Origin of the sequence: Halosimplex halobium, assembly GCF_051414055.1 — an archaeon.
Taxonomy (GTDB): Archaea; Halobacteriota; Halobacteria; order Halobacteriales; family Haloarculaceae; genus Halosimplex; species Halosimplex halobium.
Map to the genome: position 1 here is coordinate 128,547 of NZ_JBLKNX010000007.1, position 21,318 is coordinate 149,864.

Genomic DNA, 21,318 nt, shown 5'->3' on the forward strand with positions numbered 1-21,318 from the left:
CGGCCGACACACGTCTCGGAAACGATGAACGATGGGCGACGACTCGGTGTCGGCGGGCTCGTCTTCTTCGGAGCCCTTGCAACGCGCCTTGTCGGTGTGGCGGCGACCAGCCTCACAGCACTGAACCCGTATGCGAAGGCAGATGCGGACCGGTTCGCCGTTAGTGCCGCCGAGACTGCCGCAACGCTAGCCGCGGGACAGATCCCGGTGATCCCGACGGATCCGAACCGGATCGTCACACTCTGGGGGTTCTTTCTCTCGCCGCTGTGGCTGTTGCCAGGACCCAACCGACTGTACGGGCGGGTGTTCGTCGCCCTTCTCGGGGCATTCGCCGTCTACGGACTGTATCGTCTCACCAGTGCGCTTCACTCTCGCAAGGCTGGCATCGTTCCTACGCTCCCTCTAATCTGTTATCCGAGTTTTGTCTTCATTCACAGTACCATCCTCAGGGAATCGTTCGTCCTCGCAGGGCTCGTCTGGGCGACGGTGTTGCTGAGTGGTGCCGTGTCCGTCCCTGCGTGGATTCCGAACGATATCGGGCCCGCGTGGTTCCCGAGTGGGACCGTCCGACTCGTCGCGGGTACGGCAGTTCTGGGCGTGATATCGATCGTCCGGTGGGAGAACCTGCCGCTGTACGCGCTCGCGATCGGAACTGGCGTCGCGGTCGGATATCGAGACGTTCTCACACGCGTTCGAATCGCTGTCGCAGCGGGCGTCAGCACTCTGGTTGGTCTCACGGTCGCCCGTCCGATGGTTCGGTCGGCGCTCGACTTCCTGGTCGTCAAGCGCCGCCGCCGGAGCCGGGGTCGGACAGTCTATCTCCCCGGGTTCCTCCCGGACACGATCCCGAAAGCGGTCGCGTTCGCGCCCGTCGGCGCGATTTACTTCCTGTTCACGCCGTTCCCCTGGATGGTCGAGCAGGCGGCCGACGTGGTTGTGTTCGTCCAGGCTATCGGCAATGTCGTCGCAGCGGGCTTCGCTATACTCGGCGTCCCGGTCCTCTGGCGCCGCTCGAAGCGGACGACGACTGCGCTCATCGCGGCGTTCGTCGTCGGGACGGTGCTCTACGGGTTGGTCAACGCGAACGTCGGGGCGAACGTCAGGCAACGCCAGATGTTCCTCTGGGTACTCTTCCTGTTCGCCGGTGTCGGCGTCGCCGAGCGCGTCGACCTCACCGAGCGGTTCGAGCGGCTTTCCTGATCGCGCTGCCGAACGACTCGTGCCGATCCGACCGACATCGTTAGGGGGCTGAGCGGACGTATGGCGAACGATGACTGCCGGACCATCCGTTCGCAAGGCCGGTTGCGCCCAGTCGCTCGGTCCGGTCCGGCTGGCGAAGTCTGGCACCGCCGACACGCTGCTGTTCGAGATGTCCATCGCCACGGGTGAGCAACAGTGACCCGTAACGTCGTCGTCGTGGTGATGGATACGGCCCGCTACCGGGACGTGTTCCCCGAGAACGAAACCGTCGCGCCGACGCTCGAATCACTGGCCGCGGACGGCACGCGGTTCGACCGCGCGGTCGCGCCGGCGCCGTGGACGCTCCCGTCGCACGCCTCCATATTCACGGGCACCTACCCGTCGAAACACGGTGCTCACGCCGACCACAAACACCTCGACGACGACCGCCCGACGCTGGCCGAGGCGTTCGCGGGGGCGGGCTACGAGACCGTCGCCGTCTCGAACAACACGTGGATCAGCGACGAGTTCGGCTTCGCCCGGGGGTTCGAGCGCTTCCGCAAGACCTGGCAGTACCTCCAGGCCGACACCGACCTCGGGCCCGTCGCGCGCACCAACGAGGGGCGGGAGAAACTCCGGGCGCTCGCCCGGTCGCTGTTCGACGGCAACCCGCTAGTCAACGCACTCAACGCGGTCTACGGCCAGTTCTTCCGCAAGCGCGAGGACAGCGGCGCGCGCAGGACGAACCGGTGGATCCGGGAGTGGCTCGCCGACCGCGGCGACGACCGTCCCTTCTTCCTGTTCGTCAACTACCTCGAACCCCATCTGGCGTACCGGCCGCCCCGCGAGACGACCGAACAGTTCCTCCCGGACGGGACCAGTTACGAGGAGGCGATGGCCGTCCCGCAGGATGCGTGGTCGTACGTCGCGGGCGAGCTGGGCCTCGACGAGGTGGACTTCGCTGCGTTGCGCGCCCTCTACCGCGGCGAGATTGCCTACCTCGACGACCGGATCGCTGAACTGCGCGAGGCGCTCGCGGCGGCTGGCAAGTGGGAAGACACGGTGTTCGTCGTCACGGGCGACCACGGGGAGAACATCGGCGACCACGGACTGATGGACCACCAGTACTGCCTCTACGAGACGCTGCTCCACGTGCCGCTAGTCGTCCACGGTGGCCCGTTCGACGGGGGCCGCGACGAGCGGCTGGTGTCTTTGACCGACCTCGCACCGACGCTGCTCGACGCGGCCGACGTGGACGCGCCGACGTTCCGCGACCAGGCACAGGGCGAGTCGCTGCTCGTCGACAGCAGCGGGCAGCGAGACCACGTCTTCGCGGAGTACCTCGCGCCCCAGCCGTCGATGGCGGCGCTGGCCGAGCGCGTGGGCGGCCTCTCCGACGACGTGCGCCGGTACGACCGGTCGTTGCGCGCCGTCCACGGCGACGAGTGGAAGCTGATACGCGGATCCGACGGGTCGCGCGAGTGTTACCACCTCGCGATCGACCCCGGTGAGAGCGACGACTTGGTGGCCGACGAACCCGAGCGAGTGGCTGATTTCGAGGCGAAACTCGACGAGTGGCTGGACTCGTTCGGACACGCCGATCCCGACGGCGATCCGTCCATGTCGGACGCGACCCGGCAGCGACTGGACGACCTCGGCTATCTACAGTGACTGGCTAGCGGCAATCCGTTATTCGAATGGTTCCATCGTCTCGCGAGACAACGACGTTTCCAGCCGCGATCTGGCTTGTACAGGTATCCTTCGGCAGTTCTGGCCGATACTGCACACCTCCGGAATCACGCATATTCCGTTCCCTGAACAGTACGTCGCTGTACACCGCCACTCGACCCGCAGAGCGAGTGAAATCCGTCTCCCAGTCACCGACGAACACGAGGTCGTCCGCATCGATCGAATATTCCGCCAATTGTCGTCCCGCTCGTGTCGCTTCGGGATTCTCGGTGCGCTCTCCCTCTACGTGCTGGACGACTGGAGCACCACTCCCGCCGAGTGCACCTACCTGAAATACGACCGCATATAGCATCGACATCGTCACGAGACTGAGTGCGATGATACGGACAGTCCGGTCGCGTGTCGGTAGCCAATCTCCGAGATCCCATGCCGGCCGGAGTTCGGTACAGCAGACGGCGACCGTGACCGCGACGGGGGCGAACAACCCCCACAGGTAGTAGTAGTGGATGAGGTATCCGTGAGCGAGCAAGACCGGGATCGCGAGCCCACTAGCCGTCCAGGATGCGAGCAGATACGCGCGTCGCGATCCGGTCATCACGGCACGGTACAGCCACCCGCCACAGGCGAGAACGCTTACCGGGAGAAGTATCGTGAGTGCGACGCCGTATGGCACCGGTAGTCCCTGATAGAGGTCGAGATGGGCGAGCCAGAAATCCGACGACACAAACACCTGAATCCCGACTGTCTGTGTCCCGTGTACAGTGAGCGAACTCGGGCCTTCTGGCTGGAGGCCTGTCACGTAGAGGACGCCCAGTATCGCCGTCCCCGCGAGGAGTCCGAGCCCGGCTGCTCGGCGTATCTTTCCCGCAGTGGCCAGCAAGACGACGACCGGGAGCGCAACGGTCGCTTCCCACATGTGATTCGTGATACCGAGCACGAGTAGTACCGCTGTACCGGCGAACCACGGCTCCCGGTTCGTCTGGACGTATTCCAGTGCACAGTAGACCGTCGCACAGGTGAGGGCGATACTCAACGAATCTGGTTCGAATACCCAGGCATGTCGTACAAAGGCGGGATTCGCCCACAGAACGGCGGGCGCGAGGACCATCGCCCGGTCGCCGGCAAGCTGTCTCGCGATCAGTGCCACGCAGCCGGCAGCCCCGACCGCAGCCAGCAACGAGATCAATCGTCCCCCTTCGTGATACCCAGCTGCGACCAGCGGCGCACTCAACAGACTGTGGAGGTGAAGCGCACTGAAACTCTCCTCCGGGGTCAGGTACAGGTACGATTCGAGTCCGGTCCGGACGAATCCGAGGGCCTGAAAGTAGCCCGCGATTTCACGCGCGCCGTGGATCGTTACAGGGATCTTCGCTGTGAGCAGGGGGAGTAGCGCAACGGCCGGAGCGAGGCAGACGAGACAGACGAACCGTCGAGTATCGAGCCCTCGAGAGCCGAGTATTTCTTCGAAGAACGCGTGCCTGCCTGTACCGTCACTGGGCGCTTCATCGCTGCTCATTGAATATTCTCACCACGACCGGGACGGATTTCCCGTATTTCGCCGGAGATCCTCAGAGGTCGACACCGCCCCGTGAGCCCGTCGCAGCCTGTTCGCGACTCATCGCATCGCCATGGCAAGTGGCGTTCCATGTCCGGAGAGTCTATCCGGGCCACGCACGGGTGTTGCATTCCAGCGTCCGTCAGCCCGCTATCGACATAATCGTGGCGCTCCGCCCCGTGCTGGTGCGCATCGATATCACCTTACGAAAAGATATTTAACCGCTCGGAGTTACTCACAATCTGAGTAACTCATGACGATCCTCGTCACCGGCGCCGATGGCTACATCGGCTGGCCGACCGCCCTGCGCATCGCGAACCGGACGGACGACCGCGTGCTGCTCGTCGACAACTTCGCCCGCCGCGAGTGGGTCGAGGAGGTCGGATCGAAGAGCGCGACGCCCATCGCGGGCATCGACCAGCGCCTCGACGCGGTCGAGGACGTGTTCGGCATCGGCAACATGTCCTTCGTCGAGGGCGACCTCGTCGAGAAGTCGTTCGTCGACGAACTGCTGGCAGTGCACGAACCCGACGTGGTGGTCCACGCGGCCGCTCAACCGTCCGCGCCGTACTCGCAGATCAACGGCGAGCGGGCCAACTACACCCAGCACAACAACATGCAGGCGACGCGGAACCTGCTGTGGGGGCTGGACGAACACGACCTCAACGATACCCACTTCATCGAGACGACGACCACGGGCGTCTACGGCGCGCCCGAGTTCCCCATCCCCGAGGGCGGCGCCGTGATGGAGAACGACGGCGAGCGCGACGAGGTGCCGTTCCCGGCGATGGCGGGCTCGTGGTACCACCTCACCAAGAGCCACGACGCCGCGAACATGCGGCTGGCCCACCAGCAGTTCGACATCCCCATCTCGGACGTGCGCACGGCCATCACCTACGGCACCGAGACCGAGGAGACCCGCGAGGACGCCCGCCTGAAGACGCGGTTCGACTTCGACTACTACTTCGGGACCGTCGCGCACCGCTTCGCCGCCCAGGCCGTCGCGGGCTACCCCGTCACCGTCTACGGCAAGGGCGAACAGCGCAAGCCGTTCATCTCGCTGGAGGACGCCGTCGAGGGCCTCGCGAACCTCGCCCTGCAGGACCACGGGGAGCGCCCGGACGACCTGACCGTCTACAACCAGGTCACCCGCGCCATCTCCATCGTCGAGATCGCCGAGACCATCGCGGGCGTCGGCGACGAGTTCGACCTCGACGTGGCCGTCGAGCACTTCGAGAACCCGCGTGACGAGGACGAGACCCACAAGATGGAGATCGAGAACGACCGCTACGCGGACCTCATCGGCGGCCAGGCCCAGGAGTTCGAGGGCGGCATCCGCGACGTGTTCGAGACCCTGACCGCCCACGCCGACACCATCGAGGCCCATGAGGACCGGTTCCTCCCGGGCGTCCTCGACGACTGGGAGCCCGAGGAGTAAGCCGTGGACGTGCTCGTCACCGGCGGGTGTGGCTACATCGGCAGCCACCTCGTCCCGAAACTCCAGGCCGACGACGCGGTCGACCGCGTGGTCGTCCTCGACAGCCTCGTCTCCGGGTCGCCCCGGGCCCTGTTCGGCTGTTTCGACGACGGGCTGGACTTCCGCCGGGGCGACGTACGCGAGTACGGCGACGTCGAGAGCGCGATGCGCGATGTCGATCGAGTGGTGCACCTCGCGGCCATCACGGGCGCGGCGAGCACGCACGACCGCCGCGACGAGACCTTCGCCGTCAACTACGACGGCACCGAGAACGTCCTGACTGCCGCGGGCAAACTCGGCGTCGACCACGTCGTCTTCGCCTCCTCGTGTAACATCTACGGCCGGGCGACGAGCACGGACATCGACGAGACGGTCGACCCCGACCCGATCAACCCCTACGCCGAGACGAAGTACCAGTCGGAGGACCTTCTCGCCGACTACTGCGCGGAGTACGACATGACCGGCACCGCCCTGCGGGTGGCCACCAACTACGGCTACTCGCCGGCGGTCCGGTTCAACCTCGTCGTCAACCACTTCGTCTTCCGCGCGGTGACGGGCCGGCCGCTGACCGTCTACGGCGACGGGTCGAACTGGCGGCCGTTCGTCCACGTCGACGACGCCGCCCGCGCCTACAAACACGCCGTCTGCCAGCCCGGCGCGTGGGACGAGCGCGTCTACAACGTCGGCTCGAACGACGGCAACTACCGCATCGAGGAGATCGCCGAGGTCGTCCGCGACGAGGTCGGCCCCGTCGACATCACCTACCTCGAGGACGAACACCCCGGCCCCTCCTACCACGTCAACTTCGACCGGCTGGACGGCACGGGCTTCGAGACCGACCACTCCCTCCGCGAGGGCGTCCGCGACCTGGCCGCCCGGTTCCGGGACTCGGAAGCGAAGGCAGGTTTATGACGAGCGGAACTCGGATCTGACACATGGCCGAAATCGTCCGAACCGACGGTGTCCTCGGCGGGAAGCCGCGGCTGGCGGGACACCGTATTTCGGTCCTGCAGATCGCGGAGATGGTGCTGGACGCTGGCTACTCCCCGGAGCACACTGCGGATCAGCTGGGAATCTCGCTCGCGGAAGTCCACACCGCACTCGCGTATTACTACGACAACCCGGACAAGATGGCCGCGCTTCGCGAGCGTAACGACCGTCTCGAAGCGAAACTCCGTGAACGGGCTATTTCTCCCGATCGGGGGGATGGGGGATGACTCGCACCACCTGTCCCACTGGTTCGACCGTGCGACATCCCGAACAAGGCCGCGTACGGGGAATTACGTCGTGTTCAACAAGGCGTAACGTGACCGTTCCGTTCGTCGACTTTCGACGACCGTTCACGACTCACCTGCGATCCAATACCGAAATCTACGAACTATGACAGACCAACGCACCGTCGCCGTCACAGGCGCGGCAGGATTCATCGGCAGTCGCGTCGTTCACGAACTACAGCAGGCCCACCCCGACTGGGAGATCACCGCGCTCGACAACTTCTACCTCGGCGACGTGCGGGAGATCGGGGACGTGACCGTCGAGCACGTCGACGTGCGCAACCGCGACCGGCTGGAGGACGCGCTCGACGGTGCGGACATCGTGATGCACCTCGCCGCCATCTCCGGCGTCGACGACTGCGAGGAGAAGCAGGACCTGACCTACGAGGTCAACGTCCAGGGGACGAACAACGTCGCGTGGTACTGCCGGAAGAGCGGCGCGGCGCTCGTCTTCCCGTACTCGATGGCCGTGCTGGGCGACCCTGTCGAGTTCCCGATCACCGTCGACCACCCCCGCGACCCGATGAACTGGTACGGCCGGTCGAAACTCCTCAACGAGCGCGCCATCGAGTCGTTCGCCGACGGCGCGTTCCCGGCCCATCTCTTCCTCAAGTCGAATCTGTATGGAGAGCACGAGATCGAGGGAGACATCGTCTCGAAGGGGACGGTCATCAACTTCTTCGTCGGCCGCGCGAAGGACGGCGAGAACCTGACCGTCTACGAGCCCGGCGACCAGGCGCGCAACTACGTCCACGTCAAGGACGTGGCCCGCGCGTACGTCCGGAGCGCCGAGCGGCTCGACGACCAGCTCGCCGCCGGCGAGAAGGGCGTCGAGAAGTACGAAATCGCCAGTAACGAGGACCCCGGCATCACGACCGTCGCGGAGATCGTCCGGGATATCGCCGCCGAGGAGATCGACTTCGAACCGGAGATCGAACTGCTGGAGAACCCGCGCGACGAGACGCTCGTCAGCGAGTTCGAGGTGGACACGACCCGCGCCCGGGAAGAGCTGGGCTGGACCGTCGAGCACTCCGTCGAAGAGAGCATCCGGGAACTGTTCCGGACATAGAGACACTCTTCCGGCCCTTTCGTCGATTGTCGGTTGTCTGGTGATTGCATTGGTTCTTCGACCAATACAACTATTGCATTGGTACCCGTACCAATGAGGGGTCGAACTCTGGGAACGGTTCTGGAACGAGATGCCGAAATCCGCGTTCAAGGTCGAATGAGGCCAATATCACGGTGATCCCAATGGACGACACTACGCCACCGCTGCATCCGATGGAACGCGAACAGCTTCGAGCCGCGTCGACCCTCGTCGTGACTGTAAAACCGTCTGCGGAGTTCCATAGCGACGTGACCGACGATATCGAGGCGCTCGAATTAGGAGATGCGGCCGATTCCACTCCGACGCTCTCGTTCACGAGCTACGACGATCTCATGACGACGCTCACGCCTCGTGTCCTCGAACTCGTCGAGGCGATCCGTCGAGAGGAGCCGTCCAGTATCAACGAGGCCGCGAGAGTCGTCGACCGGGACGTGAAGAACGTGCACGAGGAACTCACTCGGTTAGCACGACTCGGCATCGTCTTCTTCGAAGAGGAAGGCCAGAGCAAGCGTCCGGTCGTCTGGTTCGACGAAGTCGTGATCAATCTCCCGGTCGATCCGGACGCCGACGATACGACGGCCGCTGCGCCGTGAGATGTCGTCGATCTTCCTCAACAGATCTACGGTTAGCTTACTGGTAGACCCTCGAACAATCGTCTATCGGTCCGCCGCGATCCGCCGAAGATGCTCGGTCGTCCGCTCGACCGTCGTCGCCCAGTCGTAGCCGTCTTCGACGACTACACGTGGCGAGTACGTCTCCCTGTTCCCGGTGACCGCCATCAGCGCGTCCGCGAACCCCTCGACGTCACCGACGGGAACTGTCTCGCCGCCGCCGTCGACGACGCCGGTGAGCTGGTCGAGCGCGCTCGTGACGGCGGGCACGCCGGTTGCCATCGCCTCCAGCACCGTGCGCGGCAGCCCCTCGGCCTCGCTCGGCAACACGAGCGCGTCGGCCGCCCGGTAGACCGCCGGCATCGACTCGTAGGGGAGGTGACCCAGGAACTGGACCGCGTCGTCGAGACCCCTTTCGCTGAGCTGTCGTTCGAGGTCCTCGCGAAGTGGACCGTCGCCGCAGACGGTGAACCTCGCTTCTGGTACCCGTTCGTGCAGGCGCTCGAAGGCCGCGAGCGCGTCGCCAGGGCGTTTCCCGTCGACGAGCCGACCCACGAAGAGGACCGCGGGGTCGCCGACCACATCGTCGTGCTGGGGGCCGTCTGGGGTGAACCGTGCCGTGTCGATCCCGTTGGCGACGACCTCGATCGGGGTCGAGACGCCCAGCTCGCGGAGCCGGTCGCGGTCCTCGTCGGTGTAACAGAAAGCCACGTCCGCGCTGTCGAACGTCCAGCGCCCGATCGTCCGGAGGTAGCCGTCGAAGACCCACTTCGGCGCAGTCTGGGAGTACAGGCCGTGGTTCGTGACCGCCAGCGGCGTCCCCGACAACCGGCGAGCGAGTGCCGCGAGGTTCGTCGAGAAGTACAGGTGCGAGTGGGCGTGGACAACGTCGTACTCCCCGACCCGACGGAGGAACTGCGCGACGCCCGCGGAGACGGCGTTGCCGAGCGGCGCGGCGGTCGGCGGGAACCGGACCACCGTGTAACCGTCGCGCTGCTCCACGTGGGGCCAGTCCCCGTCGGCACCGGGCGCGACCGCAAGCACCGTCACGTCGTGGCCCATCGCGGCTTGGTCGCGGCTCAGTGCGTGGACGTGGTAGGCACCCCCGCCGGCCACGTCCGGGTAGACCTTCTGTGCGACCCGCAGGATCCGGAGCGAGCGCGAGCGGTCGTCGGGACCTTCTGACTCGTCCTCTCCCTCGGATGTCCCCGGCGCTGTGTCCGGTACCCTGCGACGGTCGCGCGTCATCGGGCGTGGAGACTCATCGGTCGGTGTTAGGTCGGACGGTTCGGACCGCGTCGGCGCCGACCTTCCAGAGCTGCCGGATCACGATCTTGAGGTCGAACCAGAACGACTGCCGGCGGATGTACTCCACGTCGTAGCGGAGCTTCTCCTCGGGGTCGTGACCCGTCGCGTCGTTGATCTGCGCGAGGCCGGTCAACCCCGGCCGGACGAACCACCGCCGGCGCCACGTGTCGGCGGCCGTCTCCATCTCTGTGTCCAGCTCCGGTCGCTCCGGGCGCGGGCCGACGACGCTCATGTCGCCGACGAGGATCGACCACAGCTGGGGGATCTCGTCGAGGTGAGTCTGCCGGAGGAACCGACCGACCCGGGTGACCCTGGGGTCGACCTCGCCGGCGTCCTCCTCGCTCAGTTTCGGCCCGGACGCGGCCTCGGCGTCGGTCACCATGCTTCGGAACTTGTACACCGGGAAGCGGTCGCCGAACTCGGCGGTGCGCTCCTGGCTGTACAGCACCGGGCCGTGGCTGTCGAGCTTGACCGCGACGGCGACGGCGGCGATCACCGGCGCGAGCACGACCAGCCCCGTCGCGGCGAAGGCGATGTCGAACGCGCGCTTGACGACGTAGTCCTGGGTGTCCCAGGGTTCGAGGTCGATGTCGAGGAGTTCGCTCTCGGAGACGCCGCTGGTCAGCACGCTGTCGGCGTGGTCGCGGTGGACCTTCGCGACGACGCCGTGTTCGTAGCAGGTGTCGAGCGTCCCGAAGAACTCCATGCGGTCGGCGTCGCCGAACGCGAGGACGGCCGTGTCCACGTCGTAGGCGACGAGGACCTCCTCCAGCCGGGAGAGCCCGCCGAGACACTCCAGCTCCGCCAGGGGGTCGGCCTCGACGACGACGCCGCCGTCAGTGTAGCCGGCCCGCTCCGGGGACGCCTCGTCATCTCGACCCGCGAACGGCGAGACGTAGCCGACCACGTCGAGGTCGGTCGTCGCGAGCACGTCACCCATCGCCTCGGGGTCGTCGCCGACGAGGACGGCCCGTTCGGTGCCCGGCGGCCGGCGCCGGATCGCCGCCATCGTCACCGGGAGGACGACGAACAGCAGCCCGGTCACGATCATCAGCGTCGACCGCGGGAGCTTGTAGGTGTAGTTGTAGTAGCCCAGCGCGGCGAGGCCGACCATCGCCAGCAGGACCCGCTTCTGGGTCAGGAGGATGGTGTCGAGGATCCGCCGCGGCCGCGGCTTGAACACGGGCCACATCGCCGCGGCCACGACGCCGACCGTCGTCGCGACGGCGACCGTGAACTGCCCGCCCGCGAGCACCGCCGGCGCCGGCCCCCCGAAGTACGGGACCAGCGCGAACAGGTTCTGGACGAACGGGTGGTTCGCGACGAGGACGGCGAGGAGCGTCAGGGCCAGCGTCGCCCCCACGCTCGCGACCCGATACTGCCACCGCGAGTTCATCACTCCCGATTCAGTAGCCCGTCATATAAGGTCTATGCCACGATTATCGCGTTTGAGGTTACGATTCTCCGAAGGATCCATCGTGTATTACCGGTCGCATGACCCGATTTGAACTGCGGTGTCGATCGACTCGTACCGGTGACAGGACGTACCGAGGATACAGTCTTTTGACGACCGTTTTCGAAAAGGCTGTACAGTGTCGGCGGATCTATCCGACCAGATACAGGAGGGCGGTCGATGAATCGCTGTCCTCTCTCAGACTATCATGAGGCCTCGACCCAGCAACCATGACCGACGTTCGTGAAGAGACACAGCAGTTACTCGCCGATCGCCCGGAACTCGCGCCTGCAGTGGAACACCTGGTTGAGATCGATGCTGACGGGGCGTGGGACTTCCACGATACATCCCTCGACTCCGGCGAGTTCGGCGAGATCGTCTCACAGGATATCGTCGCCCAGCAAGGGGACGCATATCGGCTTGTCGACCGTGAGGCGACGGCAGCCGCGCTCGACGGGAGCCCCGAAACCGACCCGTCCGGGTCGACATCCGGAACGACAGTCCCGGATCTCTCTCCCAACCTGACGTCGATGCGCTCGCGGCTGTCTCTCACTAGCCCACTCACGAGCGGAGCGGTACTCGCGGGACTCCTCCTGATAGTGCTCCTCCGCACCGTGTTCGCGGCTGGAGCGGTGTTCCGGGACGGCACCGTCGTTCTCACGGGCAACGATCCGTATCGGTACCGCTACTGGACGGAGTACCTCCTCGATAGCGACATCCCGGCGTTTTCCCCGACAGCTCTCGGTGCGATCCCCGAATACGTCACGAACCACGATACGCTGCTGATCGTCGTGATGTGGTGGTGGTCGAGGCTGTTCGGTGGATCCGCCGATGCGGCCGGACTCGTCCTCGCGTGGTATCCGGTCGGTGCCGCGGTCGTCGTCGGACTTGCAGTCTACGCGCTCGCTATCCGGGTGACTGGTGACCGCCGGGTCGGTCTCGCGACGCTCGCTCTCTACGCGGTGATGCCGGTGAGCGCCTATCGAACCATGGTTGGTTTCGCCGATCATCACGCGTTCGATTACCTCTGGCTGGCAGTCACGCTGCTCGCGCTCGGTGTTCTCGCGACAGCACACAGTGACCGTCTCAGGCGTCGCCGCGACGTGCTGGCCGGCTGTATCGGGCTCTCTGTCGGCGTTGCGGCCCAGACGCTCGCCTGGCGAGGCGGCCCGCTCCTCATCTTCCCGATCGGCCTCTACGTCTTCGGTCGAACGTTGCTCGACCTCCGAGAGGAGCGGTCTCCGCTCTCGGGTGGCCTTCCGCTGGTCGCGGGCCTCGGTGTCGCTGCGGTGCTCGCTCTCGTCCCCCACCTGGCCTGGGGGTGGTTGCCGATCTACCGAGCAGCGGCACCGCTTCTGTTGTTCGCGGGTTCGGTCGTCGTGGTCGCGGTCGGTGAGGCGAATTACCGCGCAGCGTACGGTGCGAGAGCGGCGTTCGTCGAACTTCTTGCAGTCGGTGCCGTCGGATCCGCAGTCCTCTGGACGGCAGTCCCGGCTCTCTCCAGCGGGCTGAGTGACTTTGTCGCGTACATGCAGACCTATACCGGGAGCGGTATCGCCGAGACGCAGTCGCTGATCAGCGGCAATCTCGGCCTGTTTTTCGGCCCGGCACTGTTTTTCGGGTTCATCCTCTTTCTCGCCCTCCCGTACCTCGCTCTCGTATCCGTCCGCGGCGTTCGTTCGGGTGTCTCCCACTGGTTGCTCCTCTCGATCTACGGCTGGTACTTCTTCGTCCTGTCACTGGTCCAGCTCCGGTTCGCCGGCGAACTGTCGGTCGTGATCGCCCCTGTCGCCGGGCTCGGATTCGTCGACCTGGCCGCGCGACTCGACGTGACCCGGCCGGTCGACTTCAGACAAGACGCTGGAGATGCTACCCGATTTTCGGCCGACGGCTCCGGAGAGAGCGCTTCCCACTCGCTTTCCCTGCCGGACGGTCGAACGATCGGCTATCTCCTCGTCCTCTTCGTTCTGGTCGCGAGTTTCTCGTTCGTCCAGATACCGATCAAACAGGGTCAACTCACCGTCGACGACACCGAGTACCGGGCCGCGTCCTGGATGAGCGGACACGCATCCGAGCGCGGTTGGGCGTATCCCGACAACTACGTCTTCAGCTCGTGGGGCGACAACATGATGCTGAACTACTTCGTGAACAGTGAATCCAGGGACTACGGTTACGCCAGGGAACACTACACCGACTTCCTCACGTCCGGGGCCCCGGAACAGTGGTACGATCGCCTCCGCGACCGGGCCGGATTCGTGGTCGTCCGCGACGACGATGCGGATCTGGGACCGCAGGCGATCCACAGCCGACTGACAGCCCAGTACGGGAGTCGAACGGACGATGCGCCTGCCCTCTCACACTATCGAGCGGTCTATACCAGTGACGACCGCCGACTGACGGTCTTTACGCTCGTTCCGGGAGCGACGATCTCCGGTCAGGCAGCCGCCAACGAGTCGGTCGTAGCCGAGACGGAGGTCGACATCCCGGGCACGGCGTTTACCTACCGCAATCAGGTTACCGCTGGAGCCGACGGCCGGTACTCGATCACGGTCCCGTACCCGGGTTCGTACGAGATCGGTGATCAGTCTGTCACTGTCTCAAAAACAGCCGTTCGAGAGGGCGGGAACGTCTCCGCAAGCGCCGGATCCTGATATTGGGAGGTGTCCGGTGTAGCTGCTTGAAGCGTGTCTATTCGGCATCTGTGATCGCTGTTTCGACGACCGCTGTGATCTCCGACCGGAAGCGCTCGCGACCGTACTGAGTCGCCGACGCGACCAGTTCTGACTGGAGCGACCGCTGATGTCCGTTCTTCGAGTGGATTCGCTTCATCTTCCGGATCGCTTCGGCGGGCGATCCATAGGTCAGTTCGTCCCGATCACCGACGATCTCCGTCTGGCCGCCGCTGTCGTGAACGAAGGGTATCGTTCCACCGGCGACGAGTTCGGCGACGGCGATCCCGAAGTGTTCGAAGCGTCTCGCGTGAACGCCGTAACGGTGAGTTTCGATCAGTTCGACGAGACGGTCACGAGACACTCGCCCTTCGAGATGAACGTACCCTCTGTCCCCCGCGAGTCGCTCGATCCGGTCGACGTACTCGTCGCTGCCCGATGGGCCGATGAGGTGGAGATGCGTGTCGATCCCGGCCTCGCGGAGGCCGTCGACGATCTCGATCGCGACGTGCTGGCGCTTCAGCGGATGTATCCGTCCGAGACAGACGATTCCGTCCGTCTGGCTCCCCCACTCCGGCGGGTCGAAGTCCGCGACACCGACGGGTGGGGCCACTACCTTCGCCGATTTTCCGGTCGTTTCGGCGAGCACCGACGCAGTCCACCGGGAGTTCGTTACGGTGACCGGCGTGTCACTGTCAGCCGGTGTTCCGGTTTCGGTCGGTCGGAGCATGCGACAGAGCCGGTGATACTGCGGATACAGCGACTCCTCGAAGCGTGTCCCGTACCGACGCATGGCCGCTGGTTCGAAGTACGGGAAGTGGACGTACTCCAGAGTCGGCCCGCGGGCGGCCAACTGACCGTCGGTGCTCACGAGAAGGTCGTGGCTGTCCTGCTGGCGAACGACGCGTCGCTCCATCACCGCCCGTCGCAGGAGCGGAAGGTCCGTGACGCCCGTGACGGCGCGTGCCGCGTCAGTCAGCCGGTCGACAGCGAGCCGCGCGGTCGACGCCGGCTGTTCCACATCGATCGGCGACTCGTCGCCCGCGCTGTTACCTGTCGAGAGGGCTGTCCCGAACGTCTCGTCCAGGGTGGCGAAGTCCGGGTCGTCTGCGGTATACACAGTCAGCTCGTGACCGGCGCCGTGGAGGGCCTGTAGCGTATTGGCAGCGACGGCCTCCGCACCACCCCCCGCCATGAGCCCCGCGTGGAACACACCGATATCTGCCATCCGATACCTGCTCTCTCGGTCCACGAGGGCTTATATCCGTCTCACTTCAGGCCGAGAAGACTGGTTGCGGTTCCCTCGTCGCCGGGTGCACGATACTAGTGCTTGCCTGTGGGATCGCGTCCCTTTTTGTCCATCACAGTCTGGTCGGTGGTACGTCGGTTCGCCCGCTATGAAGATCACGCTCGTCTCGACACCGCCGGACGTTACCTCCGGAACGGGAAAGTACGCCGACCAGCTCGCAGACGCACTCGATACCAGCGTCGAGCTCGAGCGCGTGTACCTCCGGACCGACAGTGCCGACCCGATCCATTTCGTGAGACGGGCGATCGCTGCGAGCGCCACCGGGGCGGACGTGATCCACGTCCAGTTCGACTACGTGCTGTTCGGTCCACGCGGGCTCTACACGCCGCTGTTTTTCGGGGCGATCCGGGCGCTTGCGAACCGCGACGGGAGTTCGATCGTCGTGACGGTCCACGAGGTGCTCACGCCCGACCTGGTCGCGCCCCCCGCCGCCCGGGCGAAGGGCGCCTACGTGAGCGCCCTGAACCGGATTCTCGACCGCTGTAGCGACCGACTCGTCTTCCTCTCCGAACAGGCCCGCGATCGGTTCAGCGACGACGTGCGTCGCCCTACGGCGACGGTGCTCCCCCACGGCGTCACCAGGGACGTGCCGGTCTCCCCCGATCCGGCCGCAGCGCGGGCCGAGTTCGGGTATGGTCCCGACGATGTGGTCGTCGTCGAACCCGGCTACGTCAGCCCGCGGAAGGGGAGCGAAACGATGCTCGCGCTCGCCGAGCACTGTCCGGACTTCGAGTTCCTGCTCGCGGGTGGGCCACCGCGTGAACGCCACGACCAGTTCGTCGAGTCGCTACGTGCCCGGGCCCCTGCGAACGTCACGATCACGGGCCATCTCTCTGACGAGCGATTCCACGCTGCGTTCGCCGCTGCGGACCTCGTTGTCCTCCCGTACCACGAGACGACGCAGACGGGTATCGTCAACACCGTCAACCAGAGCGGCGTGTTCAACTGGGCGATGGCGCACCGAAAACCCGTTCTGGCGAGTGACTGCGACCGGTTCCGTGCGGTCGCCGACCGCTGGGGAACGCCGGCGCTGTTCGACGCCACCGATGTCGACGCTGCCGCGGCCCGCGTTCGCGAACTCGTCGCGGACGAGGACCGCCGCGCGGATCTACGCGACGCCTGCGGGGCGTATCTGGATGCGAACGACATGGCGACTGTCGCCGAGCGACACGTCGCTCTCTATCGGGAGGTCGCCGGAGCGTGAGAGTGGCCTTCGTCTCGAACGTCGTCTACCCGTTCGTGACCGGGGGTGCGGAGAAGCGCATCTACGAGATCGGGCGTCGACTCGCCGACCGCGGGCACGATGTGACGGTGTACGGTCGCCACTACTGGGACGGTCCCGCGGAGCTGGAGTACGAGGGGATGACGCTCCGCGCGGTCGCGCCGGAACGCGATCTCTACGCCGGCGACCGGCGCTCGATCTCGGAGGCGGTTGACTTCGCCGCCAGAGCGACACCCACGCTCGTCCGACAGGCCGGTAACCACGATGTTCTCGTGGCCTCCGTGTTCCCGTTCTTTCCCGTGCTTTCCACCCGACTCGCGGCGTCGCTCGGTTCGACCCCGCTCGTAACCACCTGGCACGAGGTCTGGCGGGAGTACTGGCGTGAGTATCTCGGTTATCCCGGATTGGCTGGGATGGCCGTCGAGCGGGCGGTGGCCAATATCCCCCAGCAACCTGTCGCTGTCTCGGGCGTGACCGCCGACCGCCTCGCCGGGCTCGGCGTCGACCGCGGCCGGATTTCCGTCGTCCCCAACGGCGTGGATATCGACCGGATCCGGTCGATCCCGCCTGCGGCGGACGGGTACGATATCGTCTTCGCCGGTCGGCTCGTCCCGGAGAAGCGCGTCGACCGACTCGTCCGGGCGTTCGCCGCCGCCGACGTGGACGGGACGCTCGGTATCATCGGCGACGGGCCACAGCGGGACCGACTGGAACGACTGGCTGCCGACAGGGGGGTTACCGATGATGTCGACTTTCTCGGATTCCTCCCCGAGTCCGACGACGTTCTCGCGCAGTTCCGGGCAGCCGATATCTTCGCGACCGCCTCGACCCGCGAGGGGTTCGGGATCACCACGCTCGAAGCCCTCGCCGCAGATTGTACCGTCGTCGCGGCCGACCACCCGCGTTCGGCCGCCGCCGAAGTGGTCGGCGACGCGGGATTTCTGGTAGCGCCGTCGGTGTCCGCACTGGCGGACGGCCTCGAAACCGCCTGCTCCGGCGAGCGCCCTCCCCTGGACCCGCGAGAGCGCGCTGGGACATTCGACTGGGAACGAGTGGCCGACGACGCCGAACAGGTCTACGAGACGGCGTGTGGTTTCTCGGAGTGACCGGCCCGCCGACTCGAAATCGTTCTGGAATCAACGACGGTTCCGCCGGACAGCAGTGACGAAGAACGCGGCGAACACGGTCTGGATCCCGAGGACGATACAGGTGAACGCCAGGATGTCGTGGGTCATCGGCGGGAGCGTCGCGTAGCCCTCCTGGAGCCACGTGCGGATGATCGACGCGGCATAGGCGGCCCCCACGGCCACGACGAGGCCACCGAGTGCGATCCCTGTCTCGAGGCGCAGGTGTTCTACGAGCCACGTCGTCACGCGGTCCGTCGGCCGACGTATCGGTTCGCTCGCGATCGTCGCGAAGACACCGAGGCTGGCGATCTGGAAGCCGACGATCGTCAGGAGGCTTCCGGCAACCATCGTCCGGATTCCGAACCAGATCGGGCCCACCCCGTCTAGCGTCACTTCGACGTTGAAAAATGCCAACAGCATCAGTACCGCTCCGGACACGAGCGAAACTGCGCCGGGGATCGTAAAGAGATAGCCCGGCGCATTGAGCAGCATGAATCGCAGGTGTTTCCATCCGTCCCGCCACGTGTCGAGCGTCGCGTCCCCCTCCCGGGGGTGGTAGGTGATCGGGACCTCTTCGATGTGGAGGTCACGGGCGCTCGCCTCCATGATCATCTCGCTCGCGAACTCCATGCCGTCGGTCCGCAGTGTAAGTTGTTCGAGTGCATCCCGTCGGATAATGCGGAATCCGCTATGGGCATCGCTGATGTCCGCGTCGTAGAACCGGTTTAAAAAGGCAGTCAGAATTGGATTGCCGATGTGTTTGTGGAGCCACGGCATAGCTCCGTCTTTAATTTCACCAGCAAATCGACTTCCAAGGACCATGTCTGCATCGGTTTCGACAATAGAATCGAACAACTTCGGGAGTTCCTGGAAATCATAGGTCGTATCTGCATCTCCCATGACGATGTACTCTCCCCGAGCTCGCTCAAACGCATAGCGGTATGCATATCCATATCCGGCCCGGTCTGGGGTGACGACTGTTACTCCATATTTTCGAGCAATCTCTGGAGTTCGGTCTGTTGAACTATCGCTTACAATAACCTCTGCGGTTACAGCAATAGTATCGATTGTCTCTACGATCGCTTCAAGGCATGCAGCTATCCCGGCCTCCTCATTCATCGTTGGTAAGACAAAACTGATCTTCGGCATTTCATCACTCGCCGGGGTGAGGAGATTTGACGAGGCGTTCACTACTGCGGTGCCCATCTATCCTGTTTGTCCGCTAACCGTGGTTATGTGTTAAACTGTTCTGTTCGCTTCTCCTCTCAAACGCTATGGAGAAAATAACTTGGGCTGAACAGAATCTATCTAGCTTAATGATAGCACCATCTCTAGGTGGAAACGACTCGGGAGAAATATGCATAAACAAACCTCTTGGAATAGGCGGTTCACGGCCTAATAGGCACTGTCTAGTTGAGAACCTCCTCGACAGGCATGCGGCCATCTAGTGCTTGGTTCGGTCGATCTCCGTTGTAGTAGTGTCTGAACCGCTGGAGCCACCGTTTCGCGCTGGATTGACTGCTCGCCAAAACGAATGAAAGCGGTCGATCCGCATCGCCACTGTTTGAAACCATTTCTCGATGTGGTTTCGGTCGGAATAGTTGAGCTGACCGCTCAATTCGTGACAAGCGAGGGCAGTCAGATAGCCACCAGCATCCACGAGAAACTCCGTTTCAGAGACGTTGTGTTTCTCGGTGAGGCGGTGGAGAAATGCCGCCGCGGGGTCTGTTCCGCGGCGGCTGTAGACATCGACTTCGAGCAACAGTTTCGAGTCCGTGTCGATCGCGGCGTAGAGCCACTTTTTTTTCGCCGTCTACTTCGATCTGTTTTTCATCGACTGCGACCCGCGACGGCGACGCCGTCGACGGGTCGCATTAAGTTTCGGCAAGCGTCTCTTCCCAGTTCTAGATTGCCTGAAAGCTGCGATCGACACCCAGCTAGGCTAAGACAGCCTCGACTTCACGGAGTGACAGCCCCATCGAATGAAGTCGGACCGCGAAACAGCGCACGGGTGTCGGGGTGCACTCGTTCTCCCAAGCGTCTTGATTCTTGATGTCTAAGTGCTCTTTGAGGAGGTCTGCGAGTTGCATGGACACTTCTCGCTTCGACCTCCTCGCTTCTCAAACTCGCTGAACTAGACAGTGCCAATATATGAGGTAATACAATTTCTTGACGTTTAGTTCGCCTCGGAAGAGGGATGAGAATGGAAAACATACCACGCGGAAATTGCGAGCACTGCGGCAACGACTAGTGGCCACAGATCAACGCTAGTATATAGACCAGGCGTAGGTGGTTGGTAGGGCGTTAACGGCCAGAAGATTGATTGAGAGCGTGCATCGGGAGCACGTAGGAGTGCATCCGTCAAGAGGTGGGTAAGCGCCCCAAGCCATAGCAATCCAAAGGCCCTGCTGCGCTCGTCAGCCTCGATCAGAACAGTCCCGAGCAGAATTATCAGGAAGACACCACCCCCTGTCTGAAGCGCGTTGTATGAAATGGGCCGTCCAAGGATGTCCCAGATGACCGGCGTCGGAATGAGTATCGAGAGATGATTTAGATCCGGAATAATCGCACCAATCATCCCGATGGTAAGATACGCTGGCACGGTTCGGCCCTCAAGGTGCCGTAGCGCGAACGTACTCGCCGCATAGCCTAGTAGGATGTGTGTCAATAAATCAGGCATCTTCTGGGTCACTCCGATCGAAACGATCCGCAAGTGCTACGAGTATTGGGGTGGGATTTTGTCTGCGTTCGATCCGGACGTTCTTGATGTCGATCCGCCAGTGAGATACTGATCGTCCGAGTACGATTAGACCTGCGACTGCCGAAAGAATTCTTGTGCGGAGGTACGGCCAAGAAGGTTTGTGGACAACATCAATAGCCGCGACAGACCGATCGGTCATGAGAGTACCGTAGACGTTGAGGTAATCGCCTGTTTCAACTGTTATCTCAATGTCGGTGACTGTGAAGTATAAAAATTCCCCAGTGTTCGCCTGAGCCTTGATGGCGAGAGGGGTTGTGCTGACGACCTCTCCGAAGACAAGAACTCGCTCCCCGATATAGGCATCTCTGTCAAGAGCAATATCAGTGGTTCCCGGCGGGACGCCAAGCGTTGGTGCGGGACCCAACACGGGAAACACCAGCATCAGCGTCACCAAGAAGCCGATTAAGACGATGCCACTTACGAATCGAATGCACTTTGAGCCCCACATCTATAAGTTGGCGGTGGGGCAGAAGTGTTCTCATAGCGTGATTGTGGGGCTAGCGACATCGTTTCCTCGATGGTGATTAGCGAGTGCAACGGCCAAGCGGAGACAAAGAGCGAGGAAGACGTGTGCTT

General features: G+C 64.0%; 18 protein-coding genes and 1 pseudogene. 11 read left to right on the forward strand and 8 right to left on the reverse strand.

Annotated features, from left to right (window positions below; genetic code table 11):
- The first annotated feature begins 24 nt into the window (after positions 1 to 24).
- The 3 genes from ACMGFG_RS09185 (at position 25) to ACMGFG_RS09195 (ending at position 2,850) form a co-directional block, all read left to right on the forward strand.
- Positions 25 to 1,200 (forward strand): hypothetical protein, encoded by a 1,176-nt coding sequence (locus tag ACMGFG_RS09185; RefSeq protein WP_436930042.1) that lies wholly within the window; start codon positions 25 to 27, stop codon positions 1,198 to 1,200.
- 70 nt (positions 1,201 to 1,270) lie between these two features.
- Positions 1,271 to 1,399 (forward strand): hypothetical protein, encoded by a 129-nt coding sequence (locus ACMGFG_RS09190; RefSeq protein ID WP_436930043.1) that lies wholly within the window; start codon positions 1,271 to 1,273, stop codon positions 1,397 to 1,399.
- Complete coding sequence (locus ACMGFG_RS09195) at positions 1,396 to 2,850, forward strand: sulfatase family protein (protein WP_436930044.1); 1,455 nt, start codon at positions 1,396 to 1,398, stop codon at positions 2,848 to 2,850. Before ACMGFG_RS09190 ends, ACMGFG_RS09195 begins: the two co-directional genes overlap by 4 nt.
- A 4-nt stretch (positions 2,851 to 2,854) precedes the next feature.
- Here ACMGFG_RS09195 and ACMGFG_RS09200 read toward each other — a convergent pair whose 3' ends face one another.
- Complete coding sequence (locus tag ACMGFG_RS09200; protein ID WP_436930045.1) at positions 2,855 to 4,384, reverse strand: ArnT family glycosyltransferase; 1,530 nt, start codon at positions 4,382 to 4,384, stop codon at positions 2,855 to 2,857.
- Positions 4,385 to 4,676: 292 nt separating this feature from the next.
- Between ACMGFG_RS09200 and ACMGFG_RS09205 the strand changes: the two genes are divergently transcribed.
- The 5 genes from ACMGFG_RS09205 (at position 4,677) to ACMGFG_RS09225 (ending at position 8,875) form a co-directional block, all read left to right on the forward strand.
- The gene (locus ACMGFG_RS09205) at positions 4,677 to 5,861 is read left to right on the forward strand and encodes an NAD-dependent epimerase/dehydratase family protein (protein WP_436930046.1); all 1,185 of its coding nucleotides are present in this window, start codon (positions 4,677 to 4,679) and stop codon (positions 5,859 to 5,861) included.
- A 3-nt stretch (positions 5,862 to 5,864) separates the two neighbouring features.
- Positions 5,865 to 6,812: an NAD-dependent epimerase/dehydratase family protein gene (locus ACMGFG_RS09210; protein ID WP_436930047.1), complete on the forward strand. Its 948-nt coding sequence runs from the start codon at positions 5,865 to 5,867 to the stop codon at positions 6,810 to 6,812.
- Between the two features lie 23 nt (positions 6,813 to 6,835).
- On the forward strand, positions 6,836 to 7,117 hold the full coding sequence (locus ACMGFG_RS09215; protein WP_436930048.1) for a DUF433 domain-containing protein: 282 nt from the start codon (positions 6,836 to 6,838) through the stop codon (positions 7,115 to 7,117).
- A gap of 163 nt (positions 7,118 to 7,280) precedes the next feature.
- Positions 7,281 to 8,243 carry an NAD-dependent epimerase/dehydratase family protein gene (locus ACMGFG_RS09220; RefSeq protein ID WP_436930049.1) on the forward strand — a complete coding sequence of 321 codons (963 nt, stop codon included), beginning with the start codon at positions 7,281 to 7,283 and terminating at the stop codon, positions 8,241 to 8,243.
- Between the two features lie 182 nt (positions 8,244 to 8,425).
- Positions 8,426 to 8,875 carry an HVO_A0114 family putative DNA-binding protein gene (locus ACMGFG_RS09225; protein ID WP_436930050.1) on the forward strand — a complete coding sequence of 150 codons (450 nt, stop codon included), beginning with the start codon at positions 8,426 to 8,428 and terminating at the stop codon, positions 8,873 to 8,875.
- Between the two features lie 63 nt (positions 8,876 to 8,938).
- Here ACMGFG_RS09225 and ACMGFG_RS09230 read toward each other — a convergent pair whose 3' ends face one another.
- On the reverse strand, positions 8,939 to 10,141 hold the full coding sequence (locus ACMGFG_RS09230) for a glycosyltransferase family 4 protein (RefSeq protein ID WP_436930051.1): 1,203 nt from the start codon (positions 10,139 to 10,141) through the stop codon (positions 8,939 to 8,941).
- A 13-nt stretch (positions 10,142 to 10,154) separates the two neighbouring features.
- A complete protein-coding gene (locus ACMGFG_RS09235; protein ID WP_436930052.1) occupies positions 10,155 to 11,597 on the reverse strand; it encodes a sugar transferase in 1,443 nt (480 codons plus the stop codon).
- A 287-nt stretch (positions 11,598 to 11,884) separates the two neighbouring features.
- Here ACMGFG_RS09235 and ACMGFG_RS09240 point away from each other — a divergent pair, with 287 nt between their 5' ends.
- A complete protein-coding gene (locus ACMGFG_RS09240) occupies positions 11,885 to 14,305 on the forward strand; it encodes a hypothetical protein (protein WP_436930053.1) in 2,421 nt (806 codons plus the stop codon).
- Positions 14,306 to 14,342: 37 nt separating this feature from the next.
- Here ACMGFG_RS09240 and ACMGFG_RS09245 read toward each other — a convergent pair whose 3' ends face one another.
- On the reverse strand, positions 14,343 to 15,551 hold the full coding sequence (locus tag ACMGFG_RS09245; protein ID WP_436930054.1) for a glycosyltransferase: 1,209 nt from the start codon (positions 15,549 to 15,551) through the stop codon (positions 14,343 to 14,345).
- 169 nt (positions 15,552 to 15,720) lie between these two features.
- Between ACMGFG_RS09245 and ACMGFG_RS09250 the strand changes: the two genes are divergently transcribed.
- A complete protein-coding gene (locus ACMGFG_RS09250) occupies positions 15,721 to 16,836 on the forward strand; it encodes a glycosyltransferase family 4 protein (RefSeq protein WP_436930055.1) in 1,116 nt (371 codons plus the stop codon).
- Positions 16,833 to 17,960, forward strand: coding sequence for a glycosyltransferase family 4 protein (locus ACMGFG_RS09255; protein ID WP_436930056.1), 1,128 nt, complete (start codon positions 16,833 to 16,835; stop codon positions 17,958 to 17,960). Before ACMGFG_RS09250 ends, ACMGFG_RS09255 begins: the two co-directional genes overlap by 4 nt.
- A 30-nt stretch (positions 17,961 to 17,990) precedes the next feature.
- On the opposite strand, the gene ACMGFG_RS09260 is transcribed toward ACMGFG_RS09255, so the two are convergent.
- The 4 genes and pseudogenes from ACMGFG_RS09260 to ACMGFG_RS09275 all read right to left on the reverse strand — a co-directional run bounded on the left by ACMGFG_RS09260 (position 17,991) and on the right by ACMGFG_RS09275 (position 21,124).
- Positions 17,991 to 19,187, reverse strand: a complete 1,197-nt coding sequence (locus ACMGFG_RS09260) for a glycosyltransferase family 2 protein (RefSeq protein WP_436930057.1) — start codon at positions 19,185 to 19,187, stop codon at positions 17,991 to 17,993.
- A gap of 203 nt (positions 19,188 to 19,390) precedes the next feature.
- Positions 19,391 to 20,071, reverse strand: a pseudogene (locus tag ACMGFG_RS09265) (IS6 family transposase).
- Positions 20,072 to 20,157: 86 nt separating this feature from the next.
- Positions 20,158 to 20,661, reverse strand: coding sequence for a metal-dependent hydrolase (locus ACMGFG_RS09270; RefSeq protein ID WP_436930058.1), 504 nt, complete (start codon positions 20,659 to 20,661; stop codon positions 20,158 to 20,160).
- Positions 20,654 to 21,124, reverse strand: coding sequence for an OB-like fold-containing membrane protein (locus ACMGFG_RS09275; protein ID WP_495849350.1), 471 nt, complete (start codon positions 21,122 to 21,124; stop codon positions 20,654 to 20,656). Before ACMGFG_RS09275 ends, ACMGFG_RS09270 begins: the two co-directional genes overlap by 8 nt.
- Between the last annotated feature and the right edge of the window lie 194 nt (positions 21,125 to 21,318).

Coding starts and splice junctions, on each gene's coding strand:
- ACMGFG_RS09185 (WP_436930042.1), top strand. CDS start 25: ATGAACGATGGGCGACGACTCGGTGTCGGCGGGCTCGTCTTCTTCGGA.
- ACMGFG_RS09190 (WP_436930043.1), top strand. CDS start 1,271: ATGACTGCCGGACCATCCGTTCGCAAGGCCGGTTGCGCCCAGTCGCTC.
- ACMGFG_RS09200 (WP_436930045.1), bottom strand. CDS start 4,384: ATGAGCAGCGATGAAGCGCCCAGTGACGGTACAGGCAGGCACGCGTTC.
- ACMGFG_RS09205 (WP_436930046.1), top strand. CDS start 4,677: ATGACGATCCTCGTCACCGGCGCCGATGGCTACATCGGCTGGCCGACC.
- ACMGFG_RS09215 (WP_436930048.1), top strand. CDS start 6,836: ATGGCCGAAATCGTCCGAACCGACGGTGTCCTCGGCGGGAAGCCGCGG.
- ACMGFG_RS09220 (WP_436930049.1), top strand. CDS start 7,281: ATGACAGACCAACGCACCGTCGCCGTCACAGGCGCGGCAGGATTCATC.
- ACMGFG_RS09225 (WP_436930050.1), top strand. CDS start 8,426: ATGGACGACACTACGCCACCGCTGCATCCGATGGAACGCGAACAGCTT.
- ACMGFG_RS09230 (WP_436930051.1), bottom strand. CDS start 10,141: ATGACGCGCGACCGTCGCAGGGTACCGGACACAGCGCCGGGGACATCC.
- ACMGFG_RS09235 (WP_436930052.1), bottom strand. CDS start 11,597: ATGAACTCGCGGTGGCAGTATCGGGTCGCGAGCGTGGGGGCGACGCTG.
- ACMGFG_RS09240 (WP_436930053.1), top strand. CDS start 11,885: ATGACCGACGTTCGTGAAGAGACACAGCAGTTACTCGCCGATCGCCCG.
- ACMGFG_RS09245 (WP_436930054.1), bottom strand. CDS start 15,551: ATGGCAGATATCGGTGTGTTCCACGCGGGGCTCATGGCGGGGGGTGGT.
- ACMGFG_RS09250 (WP_436930055.1), top strand. CDS start 15,721: ATGAAGATCACGCTCGTCTCGACACCGCCGGACGTTACCTCCGGAACG.
- ACMGFG_RS09260 (WP_436930057.1), bottom strand. CDS start 19,187: ATGGGCACCGCAGTAGTGAACGCCTCGTCAAATCTCCTCACCCCGGCG.
- ACMGFG_RS09270 (WP_436930058.1), bottom strand. CDS start 20,661: ATGCCTGATTTATTGACACACATCCTACTAGGCTATGCGGCGAGTACG.
- ACMGFG_RS09275 (WP_495849350.1), bottom strand. CDS start 21,124: ATGCTGGTGTTTCCCGTGTTGGGTCCCGCACCAACGCTTGGCGTCCCG.